General features: G+C 62.4%; 20 protein-coding genes. 16 read left to right on the forward strand and 4 right to left on the reverse strand.

Going from position 1 to position 20,041, the window contains the following annotated elements; genetic code table 11:
• The first annotated feature begins 3 nt into the window (after nt 1-3).
• Genes HH303_RS04005 through HH303_RS04020 form a run of 4 tightly spaced genes read left to right on the forward strand, consistent with a single transcriptional unit; the run spans nt 4 to nt 4,442 of the window.
• Nucleotides 4-1,008 (forward strand): phosphotransferase enzyme family protein, encoded by a 1,005-nt coding sequence (locus HH303_RS04005; RefSeq protein ID WP_169623893.1) that lies wholly within the window; start codon nt 4-6, stop codon nt 1,006-1,008.
• A 26-nt stretch (nt 1,009-1,034) separates the two neighbouring features.
• Nucleotides 1,035-1,715: a cysteine hydrolase family protein gene (locus HH303_RS04010; RefSeq protein WP_169623894.1), complete on the forward strand. Its 681-nt coding sequence runs from the start codon at nt 1,035-1,037 to the stop codon at nt 1,713-1,715.
• A gap of 20 nt (nt 1,716-1,735) precedes the next feature.
• Entirely contained in the window at nt 1,736-4,021 is a 2,286-nt protein-coding gene (locus tag HH303_RS04015) for a propanediol/glycerol family dehydratase large subunit (RefSeq protein WP_169623895.1), read from the forward strand.
• Nucleotides 4,014-4,442, forward strand: coding sequence for a diol dehydratase small subunit (locus tag HH303_RS04020; RefSeq protein ID WP_169623896.1), 429 nt, complete (start codon nt 4,014-4,016; stop codon nt 4,440-4,442). Before HH303_RS04015 ends, HH303_RS04020 begins: the two co-directional genes overlap by 8 nt.
• A 3-nt stretch (nt 4,443-4,445) precedes the next feature.
• Here HH303_RS04020 and HH303_RS04025 read toward each other — a convergent pair whose 3' ends face one another.
• Entirely contained in the window at nt 4,446-5,222 is a 777-nt protein-coding gene (locus HH303_RS04025; RefSeq protein WP_169623897.1) for a DeoR/GlpR family DNA-binding transcription regulator, read from the reverse strand.
• Nucleotides 5,223-5,471: 249 nt separating this feature from the next.
• On the opposite strand from HH303_RS04025, the gene HH303_RS04030 reads away from it, so the two are divergent.
• From HH303_RS04030 to HH303_RS04060, 7 genes are read left to right on the forward strand one after another with little or no spacing between them, the layout of a single operon-like run.
• Complete coding sequence (locus HH303_RS04030) at nt 5,472-6,749, forward strand: class-III pyridoxal-phosphate-dependent aminotransferase (protein ID WP_169623898.1); 1,278 nt, start codon at nt 5,472-5,474, stop codon at nt 6,747-6,749.
• Complete coding sequence (locus HH303_RS04035; RefSeq protein ID WP_227421503.1) at nt 6,746-8,338, forward strand: aldehyde dehydrogenase family protein; 1,593 nt, start codon at nt 6,746-6,748, stop codon at nt 8,336-8,338. The genes HH303_RS04030 and HH303_RS04035 overlap by 4 nt, the downstream gene beginning before the upstream one ends.
• Nucleotides 8,339-8,341: 3 nt before the next feature.
• Nucleotides 8,342-8,953, forward strand: coding sequence for a BMC domain-containing protein (locus HH303_RS20240; RefSeq protein ID WP_169623899.1), 612 nt, complete (start codon nt 8,342-8,344; stop codon nt 8,951-8,953).
• Nucleotides 8,953-9,399: a hypothetical protein gene (locus HH303_RS04045; RefSeq protein ID WP_169623900.1), complete on the forward strand. Its 447-nt coding sequence runs from the start codon at nt 8,953-8,955 to the stop codon at nt 9,397-9,399. The genes HH303_RS20240 and HH303_RS04045 overlap by 1 nt, the downstream gene beginning before the upstream one ends.
• Nucleotides 9,396-9,638 carry a EutN/CcmL family microcompartment protein gene (locus HH303_RS04050; RefSeq protein ID WP_169623901.1) on the forward strand — a complete coding sequence of 81 codons (243 nt, stop codon included), beginning with the start codon at nt 9,396-9,398 and terminating at the stop codon, nt 9,636-9,638. Before HH303_RS04045 ends, HH303_RS04050 begins: the two co-directional genes overlap by 4 nt.
• Before the next feature lie 38 nt (nt 9,639-9,676).
• Entirely contained in the window at nt 9,677-9,961 is a 285-nt protein-coding gene (locus tag HH303_RS04055) for a BMC domain-containing protein (protein ID WP_169623902.1), read from the forward strand.
• A gap of 45 nt (nt 9,962-10,006) precedes the next feature.
• Complete coding sequence (locus HH303_RS04060) at nt 10,007-10,630, forward strand: microcompartment protein (protein WP_169623903.1); 624 nt, start codon at nt 10,007-10,009, stop codon at nt 10,628-10,630.
• A 343-nt stretch (nt 10,631-10,973) separates the two neighbouring features.
• Here HH303_RS04060 and HH303_RS04065 read toward each other — a convergent pair whose 3' ends face one another.
• The 3 genes from HH303_RS04065 to HH303_RS04075 are packed head-to-tail and all read right to left on the reverse strand — an operon-like array spanning nt 10,974 to nt 14,323.
• Nucleotides 10,974-11,813, reverse strand: a complete 840-nt coding sequence (locus tag HH303_RS04065; RefSeq protein WP_319637303.1) for an amidohydrolase family protein — start codon at nt 11,811-11,813, stop codon at nt 10,974-10,976.
• Nucleotides 11,814-11,865: 52 nt separating this feature from the next.
• Entirely contained in the window at nt 11,866-13,374 is a 1,509-nt protein-coding gene (locus HH303_RS04070) for a UxaA family hydrolase (protein WP_169623904.1), read from the reverse strand.
• A 37-nt stretch (nt 13,375-13,411) separates the two neighbouring features.
• The gene (locus tag HH303_RS04075) at nt 13,412-14,323 is read right to left on the reverse strand and encodes a GntR family transcriptional regulator (RefSeq protein ID WP_169623905.1); all 912 of its coding nucleotides are present in this window, start codon (nt 14,321-14,323) and stop codon (nt 13,412-13,414) included.
• Between the two features lie 128 nt (nt 14,324-14,451).
• Between HH303_RS04075 and HH303_RS04080 the strand changes: the two genes are divergently transcribed.
• From HH303_RS04080 to HH303_RS04100, 5 genes are all read left to right on the forward strand, one after another.
• The gene (locus tag HH303_RS04080; RefSeq protein WP_319637304.1) at nt 14,452-15,549 is read left to right on the forward strand and encodes an ABC transporter permease; all 1,098 of its coding nucleotides are present in this window, start codon (nt 14,452-14,454) and stop codon (nt 15,547-15,549) included.
• Nucleotides 15,546-16,310: an ATP-binding cassette domain-containing protein gene (locus tag HH303_RS04085; protein ID WP_169623907.1), complete on the forward strand. Its 765-nt coding sequence runs from the start codon at nt 15,546-15,548 to the stop codon at nt 16,308-16,310. The genes HH303_RS04080 and HH303_RS04085 overlap by 4 nt, the downstream gene beginning before the upstream one ends.
• Before the next feature lie 75 nt (nt 16,311-16,385).
• Nucleotides 16,386-17,300 carry a sugar ABC transporter substrate-binding protein gene (locus HH303_RS04090; RefSeq protein ID WP_169623908.1) on the forward strand — a complete coding sequence of 305 codons (915 nt, stop codon included), beginning with the start codon at nt 16,386-16,388 and terminating at the stop codon, nt 17,298-17,300.
• Between the two features lie 86 nt (nt 17,301-17,386).
• Complete coding sequence (locus tag HH303_RS04095; RefSeq protein WP_169623909.1) at nt 17,387-18,409, forward strand: zinc-binding alcohol dehydrogenase family protein; 1,023 nt, start codon at nt 17,387-17,389, stop codon at nt 18,407-18,409.
• The gene (locus tag HH303_RS04100; RefSeq protein WP_169623910.1) at nt 18,402-19,865 is read left to right on the forward strand and encodes a mannitol dehydrogenase family protein; all 1,464 of its coding nucleotides are present in this window, start codon (nt 18,402-18,404) and stop codon (nt 19,863-19,865) included. The genes HH303_RS04095 and HH303_RS04100 overlap by 8 nt, the downstream gene beginning before the upstream one ends.
• Nucleotides 19,866-20,041 lie beyond the last annotated feature (176 nt).

Here is a 20,041-nt window from a genome sequence, read left to right on the forward strand (position 1 = left end):
GTCATGGCCCAGACCGAACTGGCGCATGACGATCTGTTGGGCCGTCTGCACGATCTGGCCAACGCGTCGCTTGGGCTCTGGCCCGTGCCGGAGGATGCGGCGGCGCGCCTGATCAATATCTCGGAAAACGCGACGTATCTGGTGGAAGGCGGCGGCGGTTACCGATCCATCCTGCGCGTCCATCGCGAGGACTATCACACGGAACGCGCCATCGAATGCGAATTGATGTGGATGGACGCGCTGAACGAGGGCGCATGCGTCGTGACGCCCGCGGTGATACCGGGGCGCGATGGACACGCCGTGCAAAAGGCCGGGTTGCCCGGCCGGTTGGGCGATCGTTTCATGGTGATGTTCGAATTCGTCGAAGGCGATCAACCGGACGAAAGTCAGGATCTGGTCGGGCCGTTCGAAGAATTGGGCGAGATCGCGGCGAAAACCCATAATCAGTCGATCGCATGGAGGCGGCCTTCCGATTTCGAACGCTTGGTCTGGGATCTGGACGCCATCTACGGTCCGAACGCAACCTGGGGCGATTGGCGGAAAGGTCCGAAAGTCGAAGGGGAAATCCGCAATGTTCTGGAACGGGTTGAAAGCACCGTCGCGGATCGTCTGTCCCGGTTCGGCAAATCGGATCAGCGATACGGTCTGATTCACGCCGACATGCGGTTGGCGAACCTGTTGATCGACAAGGGTACGACACGACTGATCGATTTCGATGACTGCGGTTTCGGCTGGTATCTATACGATTTCGCGGCGGGGATCAGTTTTATCGAGGACGACCCGCAAATTCCGGCGATGCGCGATGCCTGGGTTCGCGGATACCGCAAGCACAGGGCCATGTCGGTGGAGGAAGAACGCGAGATCGACAGCTTCATCATGTTGCGGCGCATGGCGCTGCTGGCCTGGATCGGTTCTCACAGCAATGTCCCGGAAGCCCAGGCGCTGGCGGCGGATTTCGCCCGCGTTTCGGCGGAATTGGGAGAGCGCTACCTGTCGCGGATGGCTTGACCGAGGAAACGGGAGGAGCGGTATCGATGAGTGATTGGAAGAACGCCTATCGTTCCTTCTACTACGACAGCGCCGAGGAGCCCGAGGATATCGTCCTGCCCGCGCCGGAGACGGCGTTGCTGGTGATCGATATCCAAAATACGTATCTGGAACCGAAGGGCGAGCCGATGGAGGATATCCGTTGGGCGCCCTTCCGGGACCGTATGAACGGAACGGTCATTCCGAACACGGCGAGGCTGATCGCCGACTGCCGCAAACGCGGCGTGGAGGTGATTTTCGCCCGCATCGCGTGCCTGACGGAAAACGGGCGAGACCGATCGTTGAGCCAAAAGAAACCCGGTTTCAACTATCTGCTGCTGCCCAAGGATCGGGAGGACAGTCAGATCGTCCCCAAGTTGGCACCGGAGGGCGACGAGGTCGTGGTTTTGAAAACCACGGACAGCGCGTTGACCGGCACAAACCTGCGCATGATCCTGCACAATATGGGTATTCGGAACGTGATCGTCGCCGGAATATTCACCGATCAATGCATCAGTTCGACTGTCCGCAGTCTTGCGGATGAAAGTTTCAATACCGTGGTCGTCGACGATTGCTGTGCGGCGGCGACGGACGAATTGCACCGGAACGAACTAATGTCGATCAACATGATCTACTGCCATGTGGTCCAGATGGAAGACGTGATCGGCTTCTTGGATGCGGGCCGCTGAGGGGCGGGAGGAGAAGACCGATGGGCGAACATCCGGATTATGGGGCGAACCGCTGGCGTCGGTCCGACGATTGGGACGCGCGGCCGTTGCGAATGGACCTGTTTGCCGCGGAGGATCCGGAAAGCGGGTTTTCCGCGTTCAACGGGGCGACCGACCCCGCACCCGGGGTAGAGATTATCGGCGGCGAGGTTGTCTCCATGGATGGAGTGCCCGCCGCCGAATTCGACATGATCGACGCCTTCGTGGCGGCCTACCACCTCGATCTCGACATCGTGCCGGAAGCGATGGCGATCCCGTCCGAACAATTGGCCCGCATGCTGGTCGACATGAATGTGCCGCGCACGGACCTTGTGCGGCTGGCGAAAGGGCTGACACCCGCCAAGCTGGCTGAGACGGTGGCGCAGTTGAATGCGATGGAACTGGGGTTCGCCTATTCCAAGATGCGGGCGCGGCAGACGCCCGGCAATCAAGCGCATGTGACGAATGCGAAGGACGATCCGCTGCAGATGGCGGCGGATGCGGCGTTCGCCGTCGCCCTCGGTTTCGATGAGATCGAGACGACCATGCGGGTGGCGCGGAATTCCTGGTCGAACGCACTGGCTTGCTGCGTCGGGTCGGCTGTCGGGCGTCCGGGCACCCTGTTCCAATGTTCCAGCGAGGAGGCGGAGGAACTGGAAATCGGCATGGCCGGGTTCACCTCATACGCCGAAACCGTTTCCGTCTATGGCACCGAAAGCGCCTTTGTCGATGGGGACGACACGCCCTGGTCCAAGGCATGGCTGGCGGCGGCTTATGCCTCGCGCGGGATCAAGATGCGATGCACTTCCGGCGCGGCGGCGGAATTGCTGATGGGCTTCCATGAGGCGAAGTCGCTGTTGTATCTGGAGGCGCGCTGCCTGTGCCTTCAGCGCGGGATGGGATCGCAGGGAACGCAGAACGGCGGTATCGACGGCGCGCCGCTGGCTTCCTCCATTCCCGGCGGCGTGCGGGAAATTCTGGCGGAAAACCTGATCGCGGTCTGGCTGGATTTGGAATGCGCGTCGGGCAACGACGCCCGGCATTCCGAATCCGATATGCGCGTCGGGGCCAAGATCGTGCCGTATCTGATCGGCGGGTCGGACCTGATATGCTCCGGCTTCGGCAGCATCCTGAAATATGACAACTCCTTCAATCCGTCCTCTTTCAATGGGGAGGAGCTGGAGGAATTCCTGGTCCTGCAACGGGATTTCGAAGCCGACGGCGGCCTGACCTCTGTCGAGGAATCGCGGGCGCTGTGGCTGCGCACCCGCGCTATTGAGGCCGTGTCGCATGTGCTGAAAGACCTTGATCTCGCCCAACCGACCATTGCGATGCAACGGTCCGTCGCCGCCGCTTCCGGATCGGAGGATACGGACAGTTTCACGCCCGGCGACGCGACGGTGATCAGCGAGGCAGTCCGCGACCGTAACATCACGGTGTTGGACGTGATCCGGTCCCTGCATCGCGGCGGCTTCGTGGAGGAGGCGGAAAACCTGCTGTTCCTGTTGAAGCTGCGTTTATCCGGGGATTATCTGCAGACATCCGCCGTGGTGCGGGACGGCAAGGTGATCAGCGCCGTCAACGACCCCAACGACTATCGCGGGCCGGGCACGGGCTATCGTCTGACGGAAGCGCGGCGGAAGGAACTGGCCGCGATCCGCAATGTGTTGAGCCGGGAAGAAGTTCTGCGGTTCGAAGCCGCGAGCAAGGCGGAGGAAAGCGCCAGGATCGACTATCGGACCATGGGGCCAGCGCGGAAAGGCGACGATCCGACGGAGGTCGTGGTCGGGCTGAGCCCCGGTTTCGGCGTGACGATGTTCAAAACCCTGGCCGGCGATCCGTTGAGTTCGGTTCTGCTGGCGATCCGCAAGGGGATCGAGGCGGAAGGCGGCGTCATGCGTGTCGTCCGCCTGCGCCATACGGCGGACACGTCCTTTCTGGGGTTGAGCGCGGCACGCTTGGCGGGATCGGGGATCGGCATCGGCATTCAGGCGAAGGGAACGGCGGTGATCCACCATCGGGACCGCCTGCCGCACAACAATCTGGAGCTTTTCTCCAACGCGCCGATTACAGGCCTGGAGCATTACGAGGGGTTGGGACGCAACGCCGCCGTTTACGCGCGGGGGGACGCGCCCGAACCGGTTGTCGTCAAAACCCATGGCGAGGCGCTGGGCGCGCGGTTCCATGCGCGCGTCGCGCTGCTCTACGCCATCGAAACGGCAATGACGGAGAACAACGCCTCCCCGGAAGAGATCAATCTGGCGTTCAAGGAGAGCGGGGATGAGTGACGACGATCTTCAGGCATCCGATTATCCCATTGCGGAAAAACGGCCCGAGCGCGTCGCCGGGGCGCGGGGAAAACGCCTGGAAGACATCACGGTGGATACGGTCGTTTCCGGAAACGTCACCATGGACGATCTGCGCATCACACCGGCGGCGCTGCTGGATCAGGCGCGGATCGCGCGGTCCGTCGGACGCGCGGCCTTGGCAGCGAATTTCGAACGGGCGGCGGAAATGACGCGCATTCCGCAAGAAGACGTCATGCGGGTTTATGAGCTTCTGCGGCCCGGACGGGCGGGATCGAAACAGGTCTTGTTGGATGCGGCGACCGACCTTCGGGCGCGGTTCGATGCCGATCAACTCGCCCGCTTCGTTGAAGAGGCGGCGGCGGTTTACGAAAAGCGCGGGCTGTACCGCAACCGTTTCTGACCGTCAGGCGACGATCAGCTCCACACCGTTTTCGGCCAGCGCGGCGACCAGATCGTCATCGGGCGGTTCATCGCTGACCACCCTGTCGAGGGTTTTCAACCCGCAAATCTTTTGCATGCTGTGCTGACCGAAACGGTGATGGTCGATCAGCAACATGGTGTGACGGGAATTGTCGATCATCGCCTTTACCGCATAGACAGTGCGTGAATCAGCTTCGGATACGCCGTCGGCGTCGAGACCGTCCGCAAAGAAGACCGTCAGATCGGCGTTAAAGCGGGAAAAGAACTCAGTCGTTTCGTGCCCCCAGACGAAGGCTTCCTGCGGGTCCAGGTCGCCGGGCGCCATGACGACCCGCAGGTTGCGGTTTCCGACAAGGGCCAGGGCTTCCCGCGCGCCGTTGGTGATGACCGTCAATTCGGTGGAGGTCTTGGCCAGTTCCTCGGCGAACAGAAGGGCGGTCGTGCCGGGGCTGAGCATAACGACCTGATGCGCGACGAGCAGCGAGACCGCCTTGCGCGCGATCATGCGCCGTTCGGTGACGTGGCGCGCCTGCCGTGCCTCGAAACTCAACGAATTGCCGCTGGGCAGGATCGCCGCGCCGCCGTAACGCCGCTGCAGCACGCCGCTGTCGCACAGGGCGTCGAAATCGCGGCGGATGGTCTCGCGGGAGACGTTCAGCTTGTCGGCAAGATCCCGGATCATGATGCCGGGGTCGAGGGTGATCTCCTCAACCAGCCGTCGCCGCCTTTCTTCCTGCTTGCGTTGCCCGAGCCCGGCCATTGTTCCTCTTTCAATACGCGCCCCTGTAGCGCGACGCGTCATTTCCGTCGCAGGCAAGCCTGTTGCCTATGCCACAAAATCCGAAGATAGCGCGATTCTCATGTTTCATATCACACATTTTTCCACGTGGGAGCGCCGTTTGTTTGCCGTAATCAGTTAAATAAAAATGTCATATACAAAAAATGTTGCATATAGCATATTTTGTGTTACCGTCTGCCATATCGGATTTGGAGTGGGAACGAGACCGGCATGAGCGAAGCGAAGCTTAAAGTCCTGGAAGCCTCGAAGGCCTACTGGAATCCCGACAAGACTCAGTTTTGGCAGGATGCCGGTGTCGATCTGGTGATCGACAAGCGCGAGGGCTATTACCTCTACGACATGGACGGGCGGCGGTTGATCGACGTTCACCTGAACGGCGGCACCTACAATCTCGGCCACCGCAATCCGGAGCTTGTCGAGGTTCTCAATGTTGGTGCGCGGCACTTCGATATGGGCAACCACCATTTTCCCGCGATGGCGCGCGCCGCGCTGGCCGAGGAACTGGCGAAATGCACGCCGGAGGGGCTGAAATACACGATCTACGGCGCCGGTGGTGCGGAGGCGGTCGAACTGGCCATCAAATCCGCCCGGAACGCGACGCGCAAACGCAAGATCGTTTCCATCATCAAGGCCTATCACGGCCATTCGGGCCTGTCCGTTAAGACGGGCGACGAACGCTTTTCCAAAACCTTCCTGTCGGAAGACACCCTGGGTGAATTCGTACAGGTTCCGTTCAACGATTTGACCGCGATGGAAGACGCGTTGAAGGGGCGGGACGTCGCGGCGGTGATCATGGAAACGATCCCGGCGACCTATGGCTTCCCGATGCCGAATGAAGGCTATCTGCCGTCGGTGAAGAAGCTCTGCGAACGCTATGACGCGCTGTATATCGCGGATGAGGTTCAGACCGGCTTCATGCGGACCGGCGACATGTGGGGCATTACGCGCTACGGCGTGACACCCGATATCATGGTCATCGGCAAGGGCGTGACCGGCGGAATCTATCCGATTTCCTGCTGCGTGGTCAGCGAACAGGCCGGGGCCTGGCTGAAGCAGGACGGCTTCGCGCATATGTCCACGGCCGGCGGGGCGGAACTCGGCTGCGTTGTCGCGTTGAAGGTTCTGGAAATCACGCAGCGGCCGGAGGTCCGGTCTTCCGTGCGCTACGTATCGAATTTCGTGCGGGCCGGTTTGGACGACATCCGGGCGCTCTACCCCGACTTCTTCATCGGCATTCGCCAGCACGGCGTCATCATGGGCCTGGAATTCAATCATCCGGAAGGCGCGAAGCCGGTTATGCGGCGGCTCTACGAAAACGGCGTATGGGCCATTTTCTCGACCCTCGATCCGCGCGTGCTTCAGTTCAAACCGGGCATCCTGATGACCCAGGATCTGGCGGAGGAAATGCTGCGCCGTGTCGAAATCGCAGTCGGACAGGCGCGAGACGACGTTATGGGCGGCGGCGCGAAGAGGAGTTACCTGCAATGAGTCAGACCGTTGCGGAACTGATGGATATCAGCGCCTCGCCGGTGGCCTTGAAGGCCAAGGCGGAGCTGGTTCTGGATCGTGGGCGCTGGGCGTCCCAGGTCTTCCAACGCTATGATCGCGACCGGACGATGGAAATTGCCCGGCACGTCGCCCAGGTAGCCCACGCCAAGGCCAAGGAATATGGCGAATGGGCCGTGAAGGAGACCGGCTTCGGCGTGGCGGCGCACAAGGCCCTCAAGAATGAGTTGAGCAGCATCCCGCTGGTCGATTTCTACAGCGACTGGAATTTTGTCGATCCCCGGTTGGACGAGCGGACCGGCGTCGTGGAAATCCCGAAGCCGGCGGGCGTGGTTTTCGCGCTGGCCCCGTCGACGAACCCGATCGCGACGATCTATTTCAAGGTTCTGGCGTCGCTGATGACGCGCAACGCCGTGGTGATCAGCCCGCATCCGGCGGCGCTGGAATGCTGCGTCGACGCGACGAAGACGCTGGCCGCCGCAGCGGAGGAGGCCGGCGCGCCGGAAGGGATCGTCCAGGTCGTGGAGCAGGTGAGCCTGCCCCTGGTCGACGAATTCATGAAGTCGCCGAAGACGGATGTCATTCTGGCGACGGGCGGCACGCCGATGGTGCGGGCGGCGTACTCCTCTTCCAACCCGGCGATCGGCGTTGGGCCGGGCAACGCGCCCGTCTTCGTCGACGCGACGGCGGATGTGAAGGACGCCGCACGGCATATCGTGGACAGCAAGTCCTTCGATAATTCGGTTCTTTGCACCAATGAATCGGTGCTGATCACCCTGTCCGACGTCGCGTCCAAGCTGGAACGCGAATTGTCGAACGCCGGGGCGCATCTCTGCCGGGAAGAGGAAGTGGAGGCGCTGCGCCGCTATCTGTTCCACGCCCGGGGCTTCAATGTGGAATCGTTGGGCCGGGACGCGGTCTGGATCGCGGATCAGGCCGGGTTCAAGGTGCCGAAGAATACGCGCATCCTGGTCGCGAAGATTTCCCAAATCGGCGCGGGCGAGGTTCTGTCCAAGGAAAAACTGTGCCCCGTTCTCGGCTATTTCGTCGCCAGCAGCGTCGACCAGGCCATCATGCAGGCGCGGGCGTTGCTGCGGTTTTCCGGCGCGGGGCATTCCGCTGCCATTCATTCGAACGATCCGCAGACCGTGACGGATTACGCGGCCGCCGTGGAATCCTACCGCGTCGTCGTCAATGCGCCGTGCAGCCAGGGTGCCGCCGGGTTCGCGACGAATCTGTCGCCGTCCTTCACCATCGGAACCGGGTTCTTCGGCCGGTCGTCCGTGGGCGAAAACATCGGTCCGCAGCATTTGGTGAATTGGACCCGCATCGCCTGGCACAAGGACAGCGGTCCGTTGGACCGATCCGCAATCGGGCGGCTGCAGCATCGCGGGCCGTTACCCGTTGCTCCGTCCGACGGGGTGCCCGGGCAGGGCGTCGGCACGCCTCCGATCGCACCGTTCCGCCCGCAACCGTCGTCGCGTCCGGGTGGTTCCGGCGGACAGGACGGTCTGCGCGACGAAATCCGTCAAATCATCGCAGAAGAACTGCGTGGCTTGCTGAAGGGGTAAACCGTGGCCGATCTCCGTTCCTTTATCTTCATCGATCAGCTCCAGCCTCAGACGCTCGCCTATATCGCGACGTGGATGCGGGGCAGCCTGCCGCGCCGGAACATGGCCGCGCAGATCATCGAAATCGCACCGGGTCTGGATATCGAGGCATTGACCGACGTCGCACTGAAAGGCGCGGATGTGAAGGCGGGACTGCTTGTCGTCGAACGGCAGTTCGGGACGCTGGAATTTCACTCCCGCTCGACGGCGGAGGTGCAGGCCGGCGGGCAGGCGGTTCTGGACGCGCTGGGCGCGCGCAAGGAGGACGCCATTCCGCCGAAAATCCTGGCCTCGCGTATCGTTACGCGGGTCGACCGGCAACATGCCTATCTGATCAACCGCAATAAGCTGGGGACGATGATCCTGGGCGGCGACAGCCTGTATCTGCTGGAATGTCAGTCGGCGTCCTATGCCATTCTCGCCTGTAACGAGGCGGAGAAGGAAGCGAATATCAAGGTCATCGACTATCGCATGATCGGCGCCAACGGACGCCTATATCTGGCCGGTGACGAGGCGGAGGTCCGCAACGCCCGCGACGCGGCGGAATCGGCGCTGCGCCAGTTGGGGGCGTCCTGATGTCCGACCTGCGCAGCATGATCCGTGAGGTGTTGCGGGAGGAGTTGTCCGCCTTGAAGGGCGGCGGCGCTTTCGCCCCCCAGGTTCGGGAGGAAACCGTCTCGATCGGCACCAATGCGGATCTTCAGCGGTTCGTGGCGCGTATCCTTGAACTGTCCAAGGATGCCGGGTCGCGCGCGGCGCTTGAAAGCGGGCGTCACGTCTTCCGGCTCGGCCATTCTGGCGGTCTTGGCGCCGCGCCTTCCGTTGCGATGGGCAGCCCCGCCGCGCCCAACCCGGCAGCGACCCGTGTCCAGTTCGACAAGGGGTTGGTGTCCGAAAAGGCGATTGCCGACCTTCCCGACGGGACCCGGGTGGTCCGGGCCGGAAAGACCGTTCGTTTCACGCCTCTGGCCAGCGACGAGTTGCGCCGTCGCGGCATCAAGATCGAAAGAGCGAAATCATGATTAGAGGAAAAGTAACGGGTCGAGTTTGGTCGACGAAGAAGATCGGGTCGCTGCCAACCGGCGGCCTCCTGGAAGTGAAGGTGGACGGCGGCGGTGTGCTGATCGCCTTCGACCCTCTTGGGTGCGCGGAGGGGGAAACGGTACTTATCACACAGGGCTCCGTCGCGGCGGGGCATTTTACCGAGAACAAGGCCCCTGTGGACGCCTTGATTATCGGATCGATCGACAACGCGGACTGACCGTCCGCATAGGGACGTTTTAGAGAAGGAGAACAGTTATGAGCAATCAGGCAATCGGTATGATCGAAACCCGTGGTTATGTTCCGGCGCTGGCCGGCGCGGACGCCATGGTCAAGGCGGCGAACATCGAAATCGTCTCCAAGAACGAAATCGGCGGCGGTCTCGTCTCCGTCGTGGTCCGCGGCGATGTCGGCGCGGTGAAGGCGGCGACGGAAGCCGGCGCGGAAGCGGCGAACGCGATCGGTGAGGTCGTCGCGGTCCATGTGATCCCGCGTCCGCATGCGGATCTCGCCAAACACTTCACCGTGCCGGCTTCCAAGTAAGTTCCGGCGCGTTCGTCCGGGTGAGAGGATAGAGGATAGCGAGTCATGACAGAGCTTCGGGTTTATCTACCGATCCACGACCTGCAACCGCAGTTCGCGGCTTGGCTTTCGACGCCGACCCGGGCCCGCGGCTATCCTCCCTTCGCCGGGCAGCACAGCCTGATTATCGAGGTCGCGCCCGCCCTCGCCATTCACCGGATCGCCGACCTTGCCTTGAAGGCCGCGCCGGATATGGAGCCGGGCCTGCTGTTCACGGAACGGCAGTTCGGGTTGCTGGAGCTGCATTCCGACGACCCGGCGGAAGTCGACGCTGCCGGGAAGGCGATCCTCAAGGGGATCGGTCAAAAGGAAACGGAGCAACTGGCGCCGAAAGTCCTGTTCCATGACATCATCGAAGATTTGAGCGATCAGCACGCGATTATCCTGAACCGGTCCCGGGACGCATCGATTCTGGTGCCGGGCGTGTCGCTTCTGATTTACGAGATGGCCCCGGCCCTGTTCGCCTGCGTCGGCGCGAACGAGGCGGAGAAGGCGGCGCCGAACGCCGTCATCAACGACGTCCAGATGATGGGAGCGTCGGGCCGCATCTTCATGTCCGGCACGACGTCCGAGTTGGAAGCCGCGCGCGATGCGATTACCAAGGCTTTGGAGCAAGTGAAGGGCCGGTAGGTGGCGGATCGGCGCGGGGAGCCGGAGCGCATACGAGTTCGGTCGGTGGTCGCCGGGACGAAAAGTCGGCTGCGAAACGTGCGACCGGTAGATCGCGGTTCAAAATCGTTGCCCAGGCGATCGTCATCCCCGGGTATCTCACGCGATCCCGGAAACCCGCATGTTTTCGGTTCGACCCTGTCCCCGGACTGCATCCGGCCGGAATGATGGAATCCGGCCTTCATCGGCTGGGGTTAACCCTAGCCGATTAAGCAAATTCGACCGGTGTCATGAACCCCGGAGACACCAACTTTTTAAGCCGACTCTATGCGCCCGGCCTATCCATACTGCCGGCCTGCGACACTCACACTGCCTGATAGACCCTGACGGCATTGGTGGCCGCGATCGCCTCTCTCTCAGCCGTGCTGAGGGTGGAGAGGTAGTCCAGCGAAACGGATATCCAGCGCGCCACGCCCATGCCGAGAGTACAGACTGGCCAGTCGCTGCCCCATACGACACGGTTCGCGCCGAACAGGTCGAGCACCCTGTCGAGATAGGGGGAAAGATGCGCTGTCTCCTGTTGATCGGCACGGGCATTCGCCGTGATCCCGGACAGTTTGATTGCCAGATGCGGGAATGTGGCAAGAGCCGACAGGCTTTGGCACCACGGTTCGATCGCGTCGTCGGCGATATCCGGATTTCCGCAATGGTCGAGAACGAACTGCTGATCGGGACACGCCCGTAGCAGATTGGCGGCGATGCCGTGCTGATCCGCGCGCACGCATAGATCGAACGTGTAGCCGCGTCGGCCGATCTCCCGCAGGCCGGCGAGGAACGTCTCGGTCTGTGACAGGCTGTCCGGCATGACATGCAGAATGCGGCGGAAGCCGATCACGCCCAAAGATGCGCATTCGTCCAACCAGTCGGCGAGATCCGGCTTCTCCGGTCGGCAGGATGCGATCTGTCCGAGATACCGGCCCGACCGAACCCATCGCGCGACATGGCGGGCCTCCGCCCGGTAGTCTGGATCGTCGACCCCCGCTTCCATATAGACGGCGCCGACAATCGAACAGTCCGCCGTCGCGGAGTCGAAGTCTTCCGGGGCGAATTGCCGTCCCGACAGGGCGGGAATGGTATCCGCCCAGGCGTAACCGAAGCGGTCCCGTAAAATGAGATGCTGATGCGTGTCGATCAGGCCGGTCACCAATCAGCGACCTCTTCTTGACGCTGTTGCCCCAATCCGACGCCGACCGTCATCACATCACCGCCCCAATCTGCCAGGGCACGAACTCGACGCCGCCGAAGCCCAGCGCCTCCGACTTGGTCGCGTCGCCCGACGCGACCCGGATGAACAGTTCGAACAATTCCCGCCCCTTATCCTCCAGCGACACACCGTCGAGCACGTCGCCCGTGTCGATGTCCATGTCGTCGCGCATGCGCCGGAACATCTCGCTGTTCGTCGCGACCTTGATGCCGGGCACCGGCTTGAATCCCGAAACCGATCCGCGGCCCGTTGTGAAGACGATCAGATTCGCGCCCGAGGCCACCTGACCGGTGACGGAACAGGGGTCATAACCGGGACTGTCCATGTAGACGAAGCCATGCCGGTCGATCGGTTCCGCATAGAGGTAGACGCCTGCCAGCGGCGCCGATCCGCCCTTCGCCACCGCCCCCAGGGATTTCTCGAGAATCGTCGTCAGCCCGCCGCTCTTGTTGCCGGGGCTGGGATTGTTGTTCATCTCGCCGCCGTTCCGCGCCGTATAGTCTTCCCACCAACGAATGCGCGCGATCAGTTTCTCCCCGACCTCCCGGCTGACGGCGCGGCGCGTCAGCAAGTGCTCCGCGCCATAAATCTCCGGCGTTTCGGACAGGATGGTCGTGCCGCCATGCGCGACCAGCAGATCGGAGGCGACGCCCAATGCCGGATTGGCAGTGATGCCGGAATACCCGTCCGAGCCGCCGCACTGCATGCCGATAACCAATTCGGAAACCGGCACCGGCTCGCGTCGGCAAGTATCGGCGGCCGCGCAAAGGTCCCGCAGGATATCGACGCCGCGTTCGACGGTCAGTTTCGTACCGCCGCTGTCCTGGATCGTCATATGCCGGATATTGCCGTCGGCGCGCGGCAATTCCGGGTCCAAAAGGCCGGAGACCTGCATGACCTCGCAGCCCAGGCCGACAAGCAGGATGCCCGCGAAGTTCGGATGCCGGGCATAGCCCTGGAGCGTGCGGTACAGGGTACGGAACCCCTCGTCATTACCCGCCATGCCGCAACCGGAATTGTGAACGATGGGGACGATCCCGTCGACATTCCGCAATCTCGCGAACCAGCCGCTTTTCTCCGCCGCTTCGGCAATGAAGCGGGCGACGGAGCCGGCGCAGTTGACGGTGGTCAGAATACCGACATGGTTCCGTGTCCCGACCCGCCCGTCGGCACGCCTGTATCCCTGGAAGATGCGTTCCTCATTAGCGGGTGCGACCGGCTGCACCTCGCTGCCGATGCCATAGTCCTGCGCATGGTCGGCCATGGCCAAATTGGCGGTATGGACATGTTCCCCCGGCGCGATATCCACGGTGGCCTGGCCGATGATCTGTCCATAGCGCCGCACCGGTGTGCCCGCCGGGATGGCTTCCCGTGCGATCTTGTGGCCGCGCGGTACGGCCCCGGTCAGGACGACATTCCCGAGGACCATGCCGGCGGGGAGATCGGCCAGGGCGATCAGGACATTGTCCTTCGGGGACAACTGAAGATATGTCGATGCCATACCAGCCTTTCCTGCCGTCAGGAATTCGCCCGACCCGCTATGCCTTGCCGCCTGCCGGGCCGGGTTCCGAGGTGGATCGAAGCAGGGTTTCCCGCGCCGATTTCAAATGCGCCCGACATGCCGCCTCGACCGCGTCGGCATCCCGCCGCAACAAGGCGTCCAGATAGGTCAGATGTTCGCGAATGGCGACCTCGTTGCGTTGCCGCTCATCCTGCTTGTTCCACTGATAGTGATAGTGAAAGATCACCGTGATGATGTCATAGAATCCCTCGATAAACCGGTTCGGGGATGCGGCATTGATGAGACTGTGAAACCGGCTGTCGAGTTCCGAGAAGTCGTGGTACCGCCGGTCGATCTCACGCAGCAAATCCTCATGTTCGTCGCGTAATGTTTCAAGCTGCCGCCAAAGCGGTGAACTTTGCGGAAGCACGACGAAGGTGCGCGCGGATCGGAGCTCGAACATCTCCCGGATTTCGAACAGCTCCAGCGCGAATTCTGTCGTGAACCCGTTGAAAACCCACCCTGTATTGGGGCGTTTTTCGATCAAGCCGAAGCTTTGGAAGCGGTTCAGGAACTCCCGGATCCCGGTGGTCGCAACACCGAACTGGCGCGCGAGTTCCAGCTCGTTGATGACGGTCCCGGGTCGCGCATTGTCGCGCAACATCCATTCCATGAAACGCCGCTCCACCTGCGCCGCGGTCGGAACGGTTTCCGTCTCTGGAAACCGGTCGGCCGGAGCGGCTTGCGCCTGAACGATCCAGTGTCGCCCCACGCCGGACACAACGCCTCTTTCCTGCAATTCCGCGAGAACCTTGCGGACCGTGGTCCGGCTGACACCGAGTTGCGTGCTGAGAGCACTCTCCGACGGCAGCGATTCCCGTTCCGGCAGGCTGGCTACCAGGTCGAGGGCGTCATTGAACGCGCGTTTGAACACCGTGTCTGTTTTCAAGATACCACTTTCCGTCCCGAATTTGTTCTTAATGGATAAAAAACCTATTGACGAGCCCTTTCGTCTGGTTTTTTGTAATTAATAAACGTTTTTTCTGTATAATAAACAATATGGGCAGGGGAACTCCAGTGCAAGGGTCGGAAGCGCGGGGGGCGGAAGTCCGGGGATCGGAAACCGCACAACAGAAAATCGGGGCATGGACCGAACAGGTCACGGTCGGGATCGACAGACCGGCACAGGGGCTGTTCGCCGTGTCGCTTGCCCTGAAACTTCTGAGCCTGGGGCCGCTGTTGATTCTGGCGCTAATCGTCGCGCTGATCGGAAGCGTCACGCCAAGTTTCCTGAGCCCCGGTAATCTGAGCAACATTGCCGCGCAGACGGCGGTGATCGCCATTGTCGCCATGGGGCAGCAACTCGTCATCCTAACCAAGGGCATCGACCTTTCGGTCGGCGCGAACCTTGCCTTCGCGACCGTGATGGGCGGGCTGATGTATCGCGTGGCGGATTCGTCGGCGGCGGTCATTCTGACGATGATCCTTACCGGCGGGCTCGTCGGCGCGGTCAATGGCATCGTCTATGTCTATGGTCGGCTGCCGCATCCCTTCATTATCACCCTTGCGACGCTCAGCATCTGCCGCGGGCTGGCGCTCGAGTTTTCGGTCGGCCACACGACCATGCGCGGCATGCCGGACGTTGTGACATTTCTGGGCGGAGAGGCCAGTCTCGGCCTCCCGAACTCCTTCTTCGTCGTGGCCGGGGTCGCGCTTCTGATTCTCGTCATGACCAAGTCCATGGTCTGGGGGCGCTGGATTTACGCCGTCGGCGGACAGCCGGTCGCGGCGCTCGAAATGGGTATTCCGGTCAAGGGTGTCTTGGTTTCGGTCTATGTCATGTCCGGTCTCTGCGCCGGGATCGGCGCGGTCGCTCTTGCCGGACGGACCGCGGCCGGGTCTCCGCTCTATGGAAACCTCCTCGAGCTCGACACCATCGCGGCGGTCATCATCGGCGGCGCCAGTTTCCTGGGCGGGCGTGGTCATCTCGGTCACGCCCTGATCGGCGCCGTGATGATCGGCGTCATCCGCAACGCCCTGAACCTCCTCGGCGTCGACGTTTTTTTCCAGATGATCGCTATCGGCACCATCATCGTGCTGGCGGTCGAGGCCGATGTCCTCCGCAACTATCTGGAAGGCCGGTCCCGCGTCCTGCAGGCGAGGAGGAGCCAATGACCCTGATGACCGCTACGCCGGTACTCTCCGTCCGCCATGCGCATAAGCGGTTCGGCGCGGTCCACGCGCTGCGGGATGTCGGTCTCGACGCCTATCGCGGCGAGGTTCTCGCTTTGCTGGGCGATAACGGCGCCGGGAAGTCGACGCTCGTCAAATGCATCAGCGGCGTGCACAGCCTGGACGAAGGCGAAATTCTTCTCGACGGCGAACCGACCGCCCTGCATTCCCCGGCCACGGCGCGCGACGCCGGGATCGAAACCGTCTATCAGGACCTCGCCCTGTTCGACAATCTGACGCCGGCACAGAACTTCTATTGTGGCCGTGAACTGTCATATCCGAACTGGCTGCCCCGCCCCCTCCGTTTCCTGCGCAAACGCCCGATGGATCGGGAGGCCGCCGCCGTGATCGAGCGGCTGAAGGTCAGGCTGCCGAAATTCGATGCCCCGGTGGCACTGATGTCCGGGGGGCAACGCCAGGCCATCGCGGTCGCGCGTGCGACGGTGTTCGCCCGAAAGCTGGTGATCCTCGACGAACCGACCGCGGCACTGGGCGTGCGGGAATCCCGAAAGGTCTTGGACCTGATCGCGCAACTGCGCGACGAGGGCAACGCGGTGATCCTGATCACCCACAATATGGAACACGTGGTCGAACTCGCCGACCGGGCGGTCGTGCTGAGACAGGGACTGAAGGTCGGCGAACTGAAGCCGGAGCGCGCCAATCAACAGGACATGGTCGCCATGATCGTCGGGGCGGAAGCCTAACGAATTCGCCGTCCCGCCGGAGGGCGAACAAGAAGATCGCGTCGTCGTGATGCGATCATGAGAGGGAGGAGTGCTATGCGACTTAAACTATTCCTGACCGGACTCGCGCTCGCTGTCGCGACCGCCGGTCCTGCCAAAGCCGACGACGTCAATATCGGCTTCATTACCAAGTTCCCGGTCCCGTTCTTCGCCACGATGGAAAATGCCGCCAAGGCCTATGCCAAAGCGAATCCCGGCGTTGAGATCATTTACGGCCAGGGAACGTCCGCGACGGATATCGAGGGCCAGATCGCCCTGATCGAATCCATGGTCACGCGGGGGGTTCAGGGGATCGCGCTGACGCCGGTCGACCCGACGGTGGCGCCGGCACTCGACAAGGCGATCGCCGCCGGTGTGAAAGTGGTGCTGATGGACAACAGCATCCCGGACTGGGATGGCAAGACGGCGCTGGCGACAACGGATAACTTCAACGCGGGCAAGATCGCGGGCGAATATCTGAAGACCGTGCTCTCCGACGGCGATACGTTGGGAATACTGGAAGGCGTTCCCGGCGTGCCGTCGCTCGACGATCGCGTGAACGGCATGCTCGAGGGGTTGAAGGGCGTCGACGTGAAGATCGTCGGGCGCGGCGCCACGAACTGTACCGAGGAACTCGGCATCAACGTTGCCGAAGACCTGCTGACGGCGAATCCCGACCTGAAAGCGATCTACGCGGCATGCGGTCCGCCGGCGGCAGGTGCCGCGCAGGCCGTCAAGAATGCCAAAAAGGACCTCGACGCGTTCGTCCTGGTCGGCTTCGACTTCTGCTGCGGCGAAGAAGAGGCCCTGACCGCCGGCATCGAAGACGCCACCGTGGCGCAATTCCCAGCCAAAATGGCGGAATTGGGTGTCGACGCCCTGGTTCGGGCCATTCGCGGGGAAACAGTCGACTCTCTGATCGACTCCGGCGCCGCGTTGGTAACCAAGGCAAATATGGCTCAATTCAAATGAGCAAATGGCGAGGGAATCGGCTTCCGACCGGTTCCCTCGCTGGCCTTTCCGGCCGGATTTCAACCTCTGCGACGAACGAGAGTGCCATGCAATCGAACAAATCTCTCGTGTGCGCCAAGCCGGGCTCCCTGCATCTGGAGCAGCGGCCGCCCCCACGGCCGGAGCCCGGACACGCGCTGGTGCGAACGCGTCGTGTCGGCATCTGCGGCACCGATTACCATATCTTCGAGGGGAAGCATCCGTTTCTCCAATATCCTCGCGTCATGGGCCATGAACTCGCGGTCGACGTCGTGGAAGCACCGGACGGTTCGGGATTTGCGACCGGAGAGCTCTGCGTCGTCAATCCCTACATCGCCTGCGGCGACTGCATCGCGTGCCGACACGGCAAGTACAATTGCTGTTCACGGATCTCGGTCCTCGGCGTGCATCGGGACGGCGGGATGTCGGGTCTTCTGTCCGTGCCGGTGAGGAACCTTCTTCATGCCGACGGTCTGTCGGCGGATGCCTGCGCTTGCGTCGAGTTCCTGTCGATCGGTGCGCATGCCGTCCGGCGCGGCGGGGTTGCCGCGGGTGACCGGGTCCTTGTCGTCGGCGCGGGTCCGATCGGCCTGGGCGCCGCGCTGTTCAGCCGCCTCGCCGGGGGCGAGGTGACCGTATTGGATATGTCGCCCGAGAGAATGGCGGCGGCGCGATCCATTCTGGGGGTCGACGCGATCGGCGATGGTGTCGACCCGGCGGAGGCCATCTCGGCACGCACGCAGGGAGAAGGATACGATATCGTGTTCGACGCCACCGGCAACCAGCAGTCGATGCAGGCGGGATTCGGCTATGTCGCTCATGGAGGCCGCTACGTCCTCGTCAGTGTGGTCAACGATACCATCACCTTCCAGGACCCGGTATTCCACGGTCGGGAAATGACGCTTTTCGCCAGCCGCAACGCAACGTCCGGAGATTTCGAACGCGTCATCCGCGCCATGCGGAACGGTGACGTCCCGCTCCGCGAGCTCATCACGCACCGGACCAGCCTCGCCGATGCCGTCGGCAACATTCCGATCTGGGCGCAGAACAAGTCAGGCTTGATCAAGGCGCTGATCGTCATCGATGATTGATCCGTTGCGATCGCGGCTCTCGGAGTCGAACGCGGCAGCGTCGATCCGCTACGACCGGTCCAGGGTCACTCCCGGCATCGTTCATTTGGGACTCGGCGCGTTCCACCGCGCGCATATGGCCGCCTATATCGACGATCTGCTGGGCGCGGACCCCAACTGGGGGATCATCGGCGCGTCGCTGAAGCGTCCCGATACGCGTGACGCGCTGGCACCGCAGGATTTTCTCTACACGCTGGTCATGCGAGGCGGATCGGAAACACGGTACCGGATTGTCGGTGCGCTCCTCGATATTCTGCATGCCGGATCCCATCGTCGGAATTTGCTACGCTGGATGACGGACCCGGCAATCCGCATCGTATCGCTTACCGTCACGGAGAAGGGTTACTGTCACGATCCGGCGACGGGGCGCCTGTCGTTCGACCACCCGGATATCATCCACGACCTCGCCGCGCCCGACAATCCAGTGAGCGCCCCGGGACTCGTCGCGCGCGCGCTTGACCTGCGTCGGGCCGCCGGCATTGTGCCCTTTACCGTCCTTTCATGCGACAACCTGCCGGAAAACGGCCGGACAACGGCGGCGATCGTCACCGAATTCGCGGCGCGCCGCGACGAAAAACTGGCCCGGCATATTGAGGCCGATGTCGCCTTTCCGTCGACCATGGTCGACCGAATCGTACCGGCCACCACCGAAGAGGACCGGACCAGCGTGGCGGAAGCGACCGGCCGGTACGATGCCTGGCCGGTCGTGACCGAGCCGTTCACGCAATGGGTGATAGAGGATCGATTCACCGCGCAACGGCCATCGTTCGAAACGGTCGGGGTGGAACTCGTCGCCGATGTGCGACCCCATGAACTCAAGAAACTCCGCATGCTCAACGGCAGTCACTCGATGCTCGCCTATCTTGGCTATCTGGCCGGTTTCGAGTTCATCAGCGATACCGTCGCCGATCCCGCCTTCCGCGATCTTGCCCATACCTTCATGACGTCGGAAGTCATGGAAACACTGCCGCCCAACATCGGCGATCTCGCCGCCTATCGCGATGCGCTGCTGGACCGCTTCGCCAATCCGGCCCTCAAACACAGAACATGGCAGATCGCCATGGACGGCAGCCAGAAACTGCCACAGCGACTGTTGGGCACCATCCGGGACCGTCTCCGGCTCGGTCTGCCGATTTCCCGCGGCGCGCTGGCCGTTGCGGCCTGGATGCGCTACGTCTCCGGCATCGACGAAACAGGGCGCGCAATCGACGTCAGAGACCCCCTATCCGCACGACTGCGCGCGATCGCCCGGAGCGGCGGCTCGCCGGACAACCTAGTAGACGGCTTCCTGAAGGTTCACGAGGTCTTCGACACCCCCCTGGCCCAAGCCCCCGACTTCCGCACTGCCTTGATCGACCATCTGGAATCCCTTGTTCATCTCGGCGCCGCACAAACGGTTCGGTCCTTGGCTCTTTGAGAGGCGTTCATGCACAGCGCCATCGGTAACAAACCGCCGATTGCGCTAATGTCCGGCTCATGCAGGCAGTTGCCCGCATGAGATGTAAACCCGGAAAATCACTCAGTCAGGTGGTCCAAAATCGAGGAGTAACTCGGGATTGTTTGAGCCCCCTCTCGATTGGAGGAACATCGGAT

Origin of the sequence: Pacificispira spongiicola, from assembly GCF_012926505.1 — a bacterium.
GTDB lineage: Bacteria > Pseudomonadota > Alphaproteobacteria > UBA8366 > Aestuariispiraceae > Pacificispira > Pacificispira spongiicola.

Coding starts and splice junctions, on each gene's coding strand:
- HH303_RS04005 (WP_169623893.1), top strand. CDS start 4: ATGGCCCAGACCGAACTGGCGCATGACGATCTGTTGGGCCGTCTGCAC.
- HH303_RS04010 (WP_169623894.1), top strand. CDS start 1,035: ATGAGTGATTGGAAGAACGCCTATCGTTCCTTCTACTACGACAGCGCC.
- HH303_RS04015 (WP_169623895.1), top strand. CDS start 1,736: ATGGGCGAACATCCGGATTATGGGGCGAACCGCTGGCGTCGGTCCGAC.
- HH303_RS04020 (WP_169623896.1), top strand. CDS start 4,014: ATGAGTGACGACGATCTTCAGGCATCCGATTATCCCATTGCGGAAAAA.
- HH303_RS04025 (WP_169623897.1), bottom strand. CDS start 5,222: ATGGCCGGGCTCGGGCAACGCAAGCAGGAAGAAAGGCGGCGACGGCTG.
- HH303_RS04030 (WP_169623898.1), top strand. CDS start 5,472: ATGAGCGAAGCGAAGCTTAAAGTCCTGGAAGCCTCGAAGGCCTACTGG.
- HH303_RS04035 (WP_227421503.1), top strand. CDS start 6,746: ATGAGTCAGACCGTTGCGGAACTGATGGATATCAGCGCCTCGCCGGTG.
- HH303_RS04045 (WP_169623900.1), top strand. CDS start 8,953: ATGTCCGACCTGCGCAGCATGATCCGTGAGGTGTTGCGGGAGGAGTTG.
- HH303_RS04050 (WP_169623901.1), top strand. CDS start 9,396: ATGATTAGAGGAAAAGTAACGGGTCGAGTTTGGTCGACGAAGAAGATC.
- HH303_RS04055 (WP_169623902.1), top strand. CDS start 9,677: ATGAGCAATCAGGCAATCGGTATGATCGAAACCCGTGGTTATGTTCCG.
- HH303_RS04060 (WP_169623903.1), top strand. CDS start 10,007: ATGACAGAGCTTCGGGTTTATCTACCGATCCACGACCTGCAACCGCAG.
- HH303_RS04070 (WP_169623904.1), bottom strand. CDS start 13,374: ATGGCATCGACATATCTTCAGTTGTCCCCGAAGGACAATGTCCTGATC.
- HH303_RS04085 (WP_169623907.1), top strand. CDS start 15,546: ATGACCCTGATGACCGCTACGCCGGTACTCTCCGTCCGCCATGCGCAT.
- HH303_RS04090 (WP_169623908.1), top strand. CDS start 16,386: ATGCGACTTAAACTATTCCTGACCGGACTCGCGCTCGCTGTCGCGACC.
- HH303_RS04095 (WP_169623909.1), top strand. CDS start 17,387: ATGCAATCGAACAAATCTCTCGTGTGCGCCAAGCCGGGCTCCCTGCAT.
- HH303_RS04100 (WP_169623910.1), top strand. CDS start 18,402: ATGATTGATCCGTTGCGATCGCGGCTCTCGGAGTCGAACGCGGCAGCG.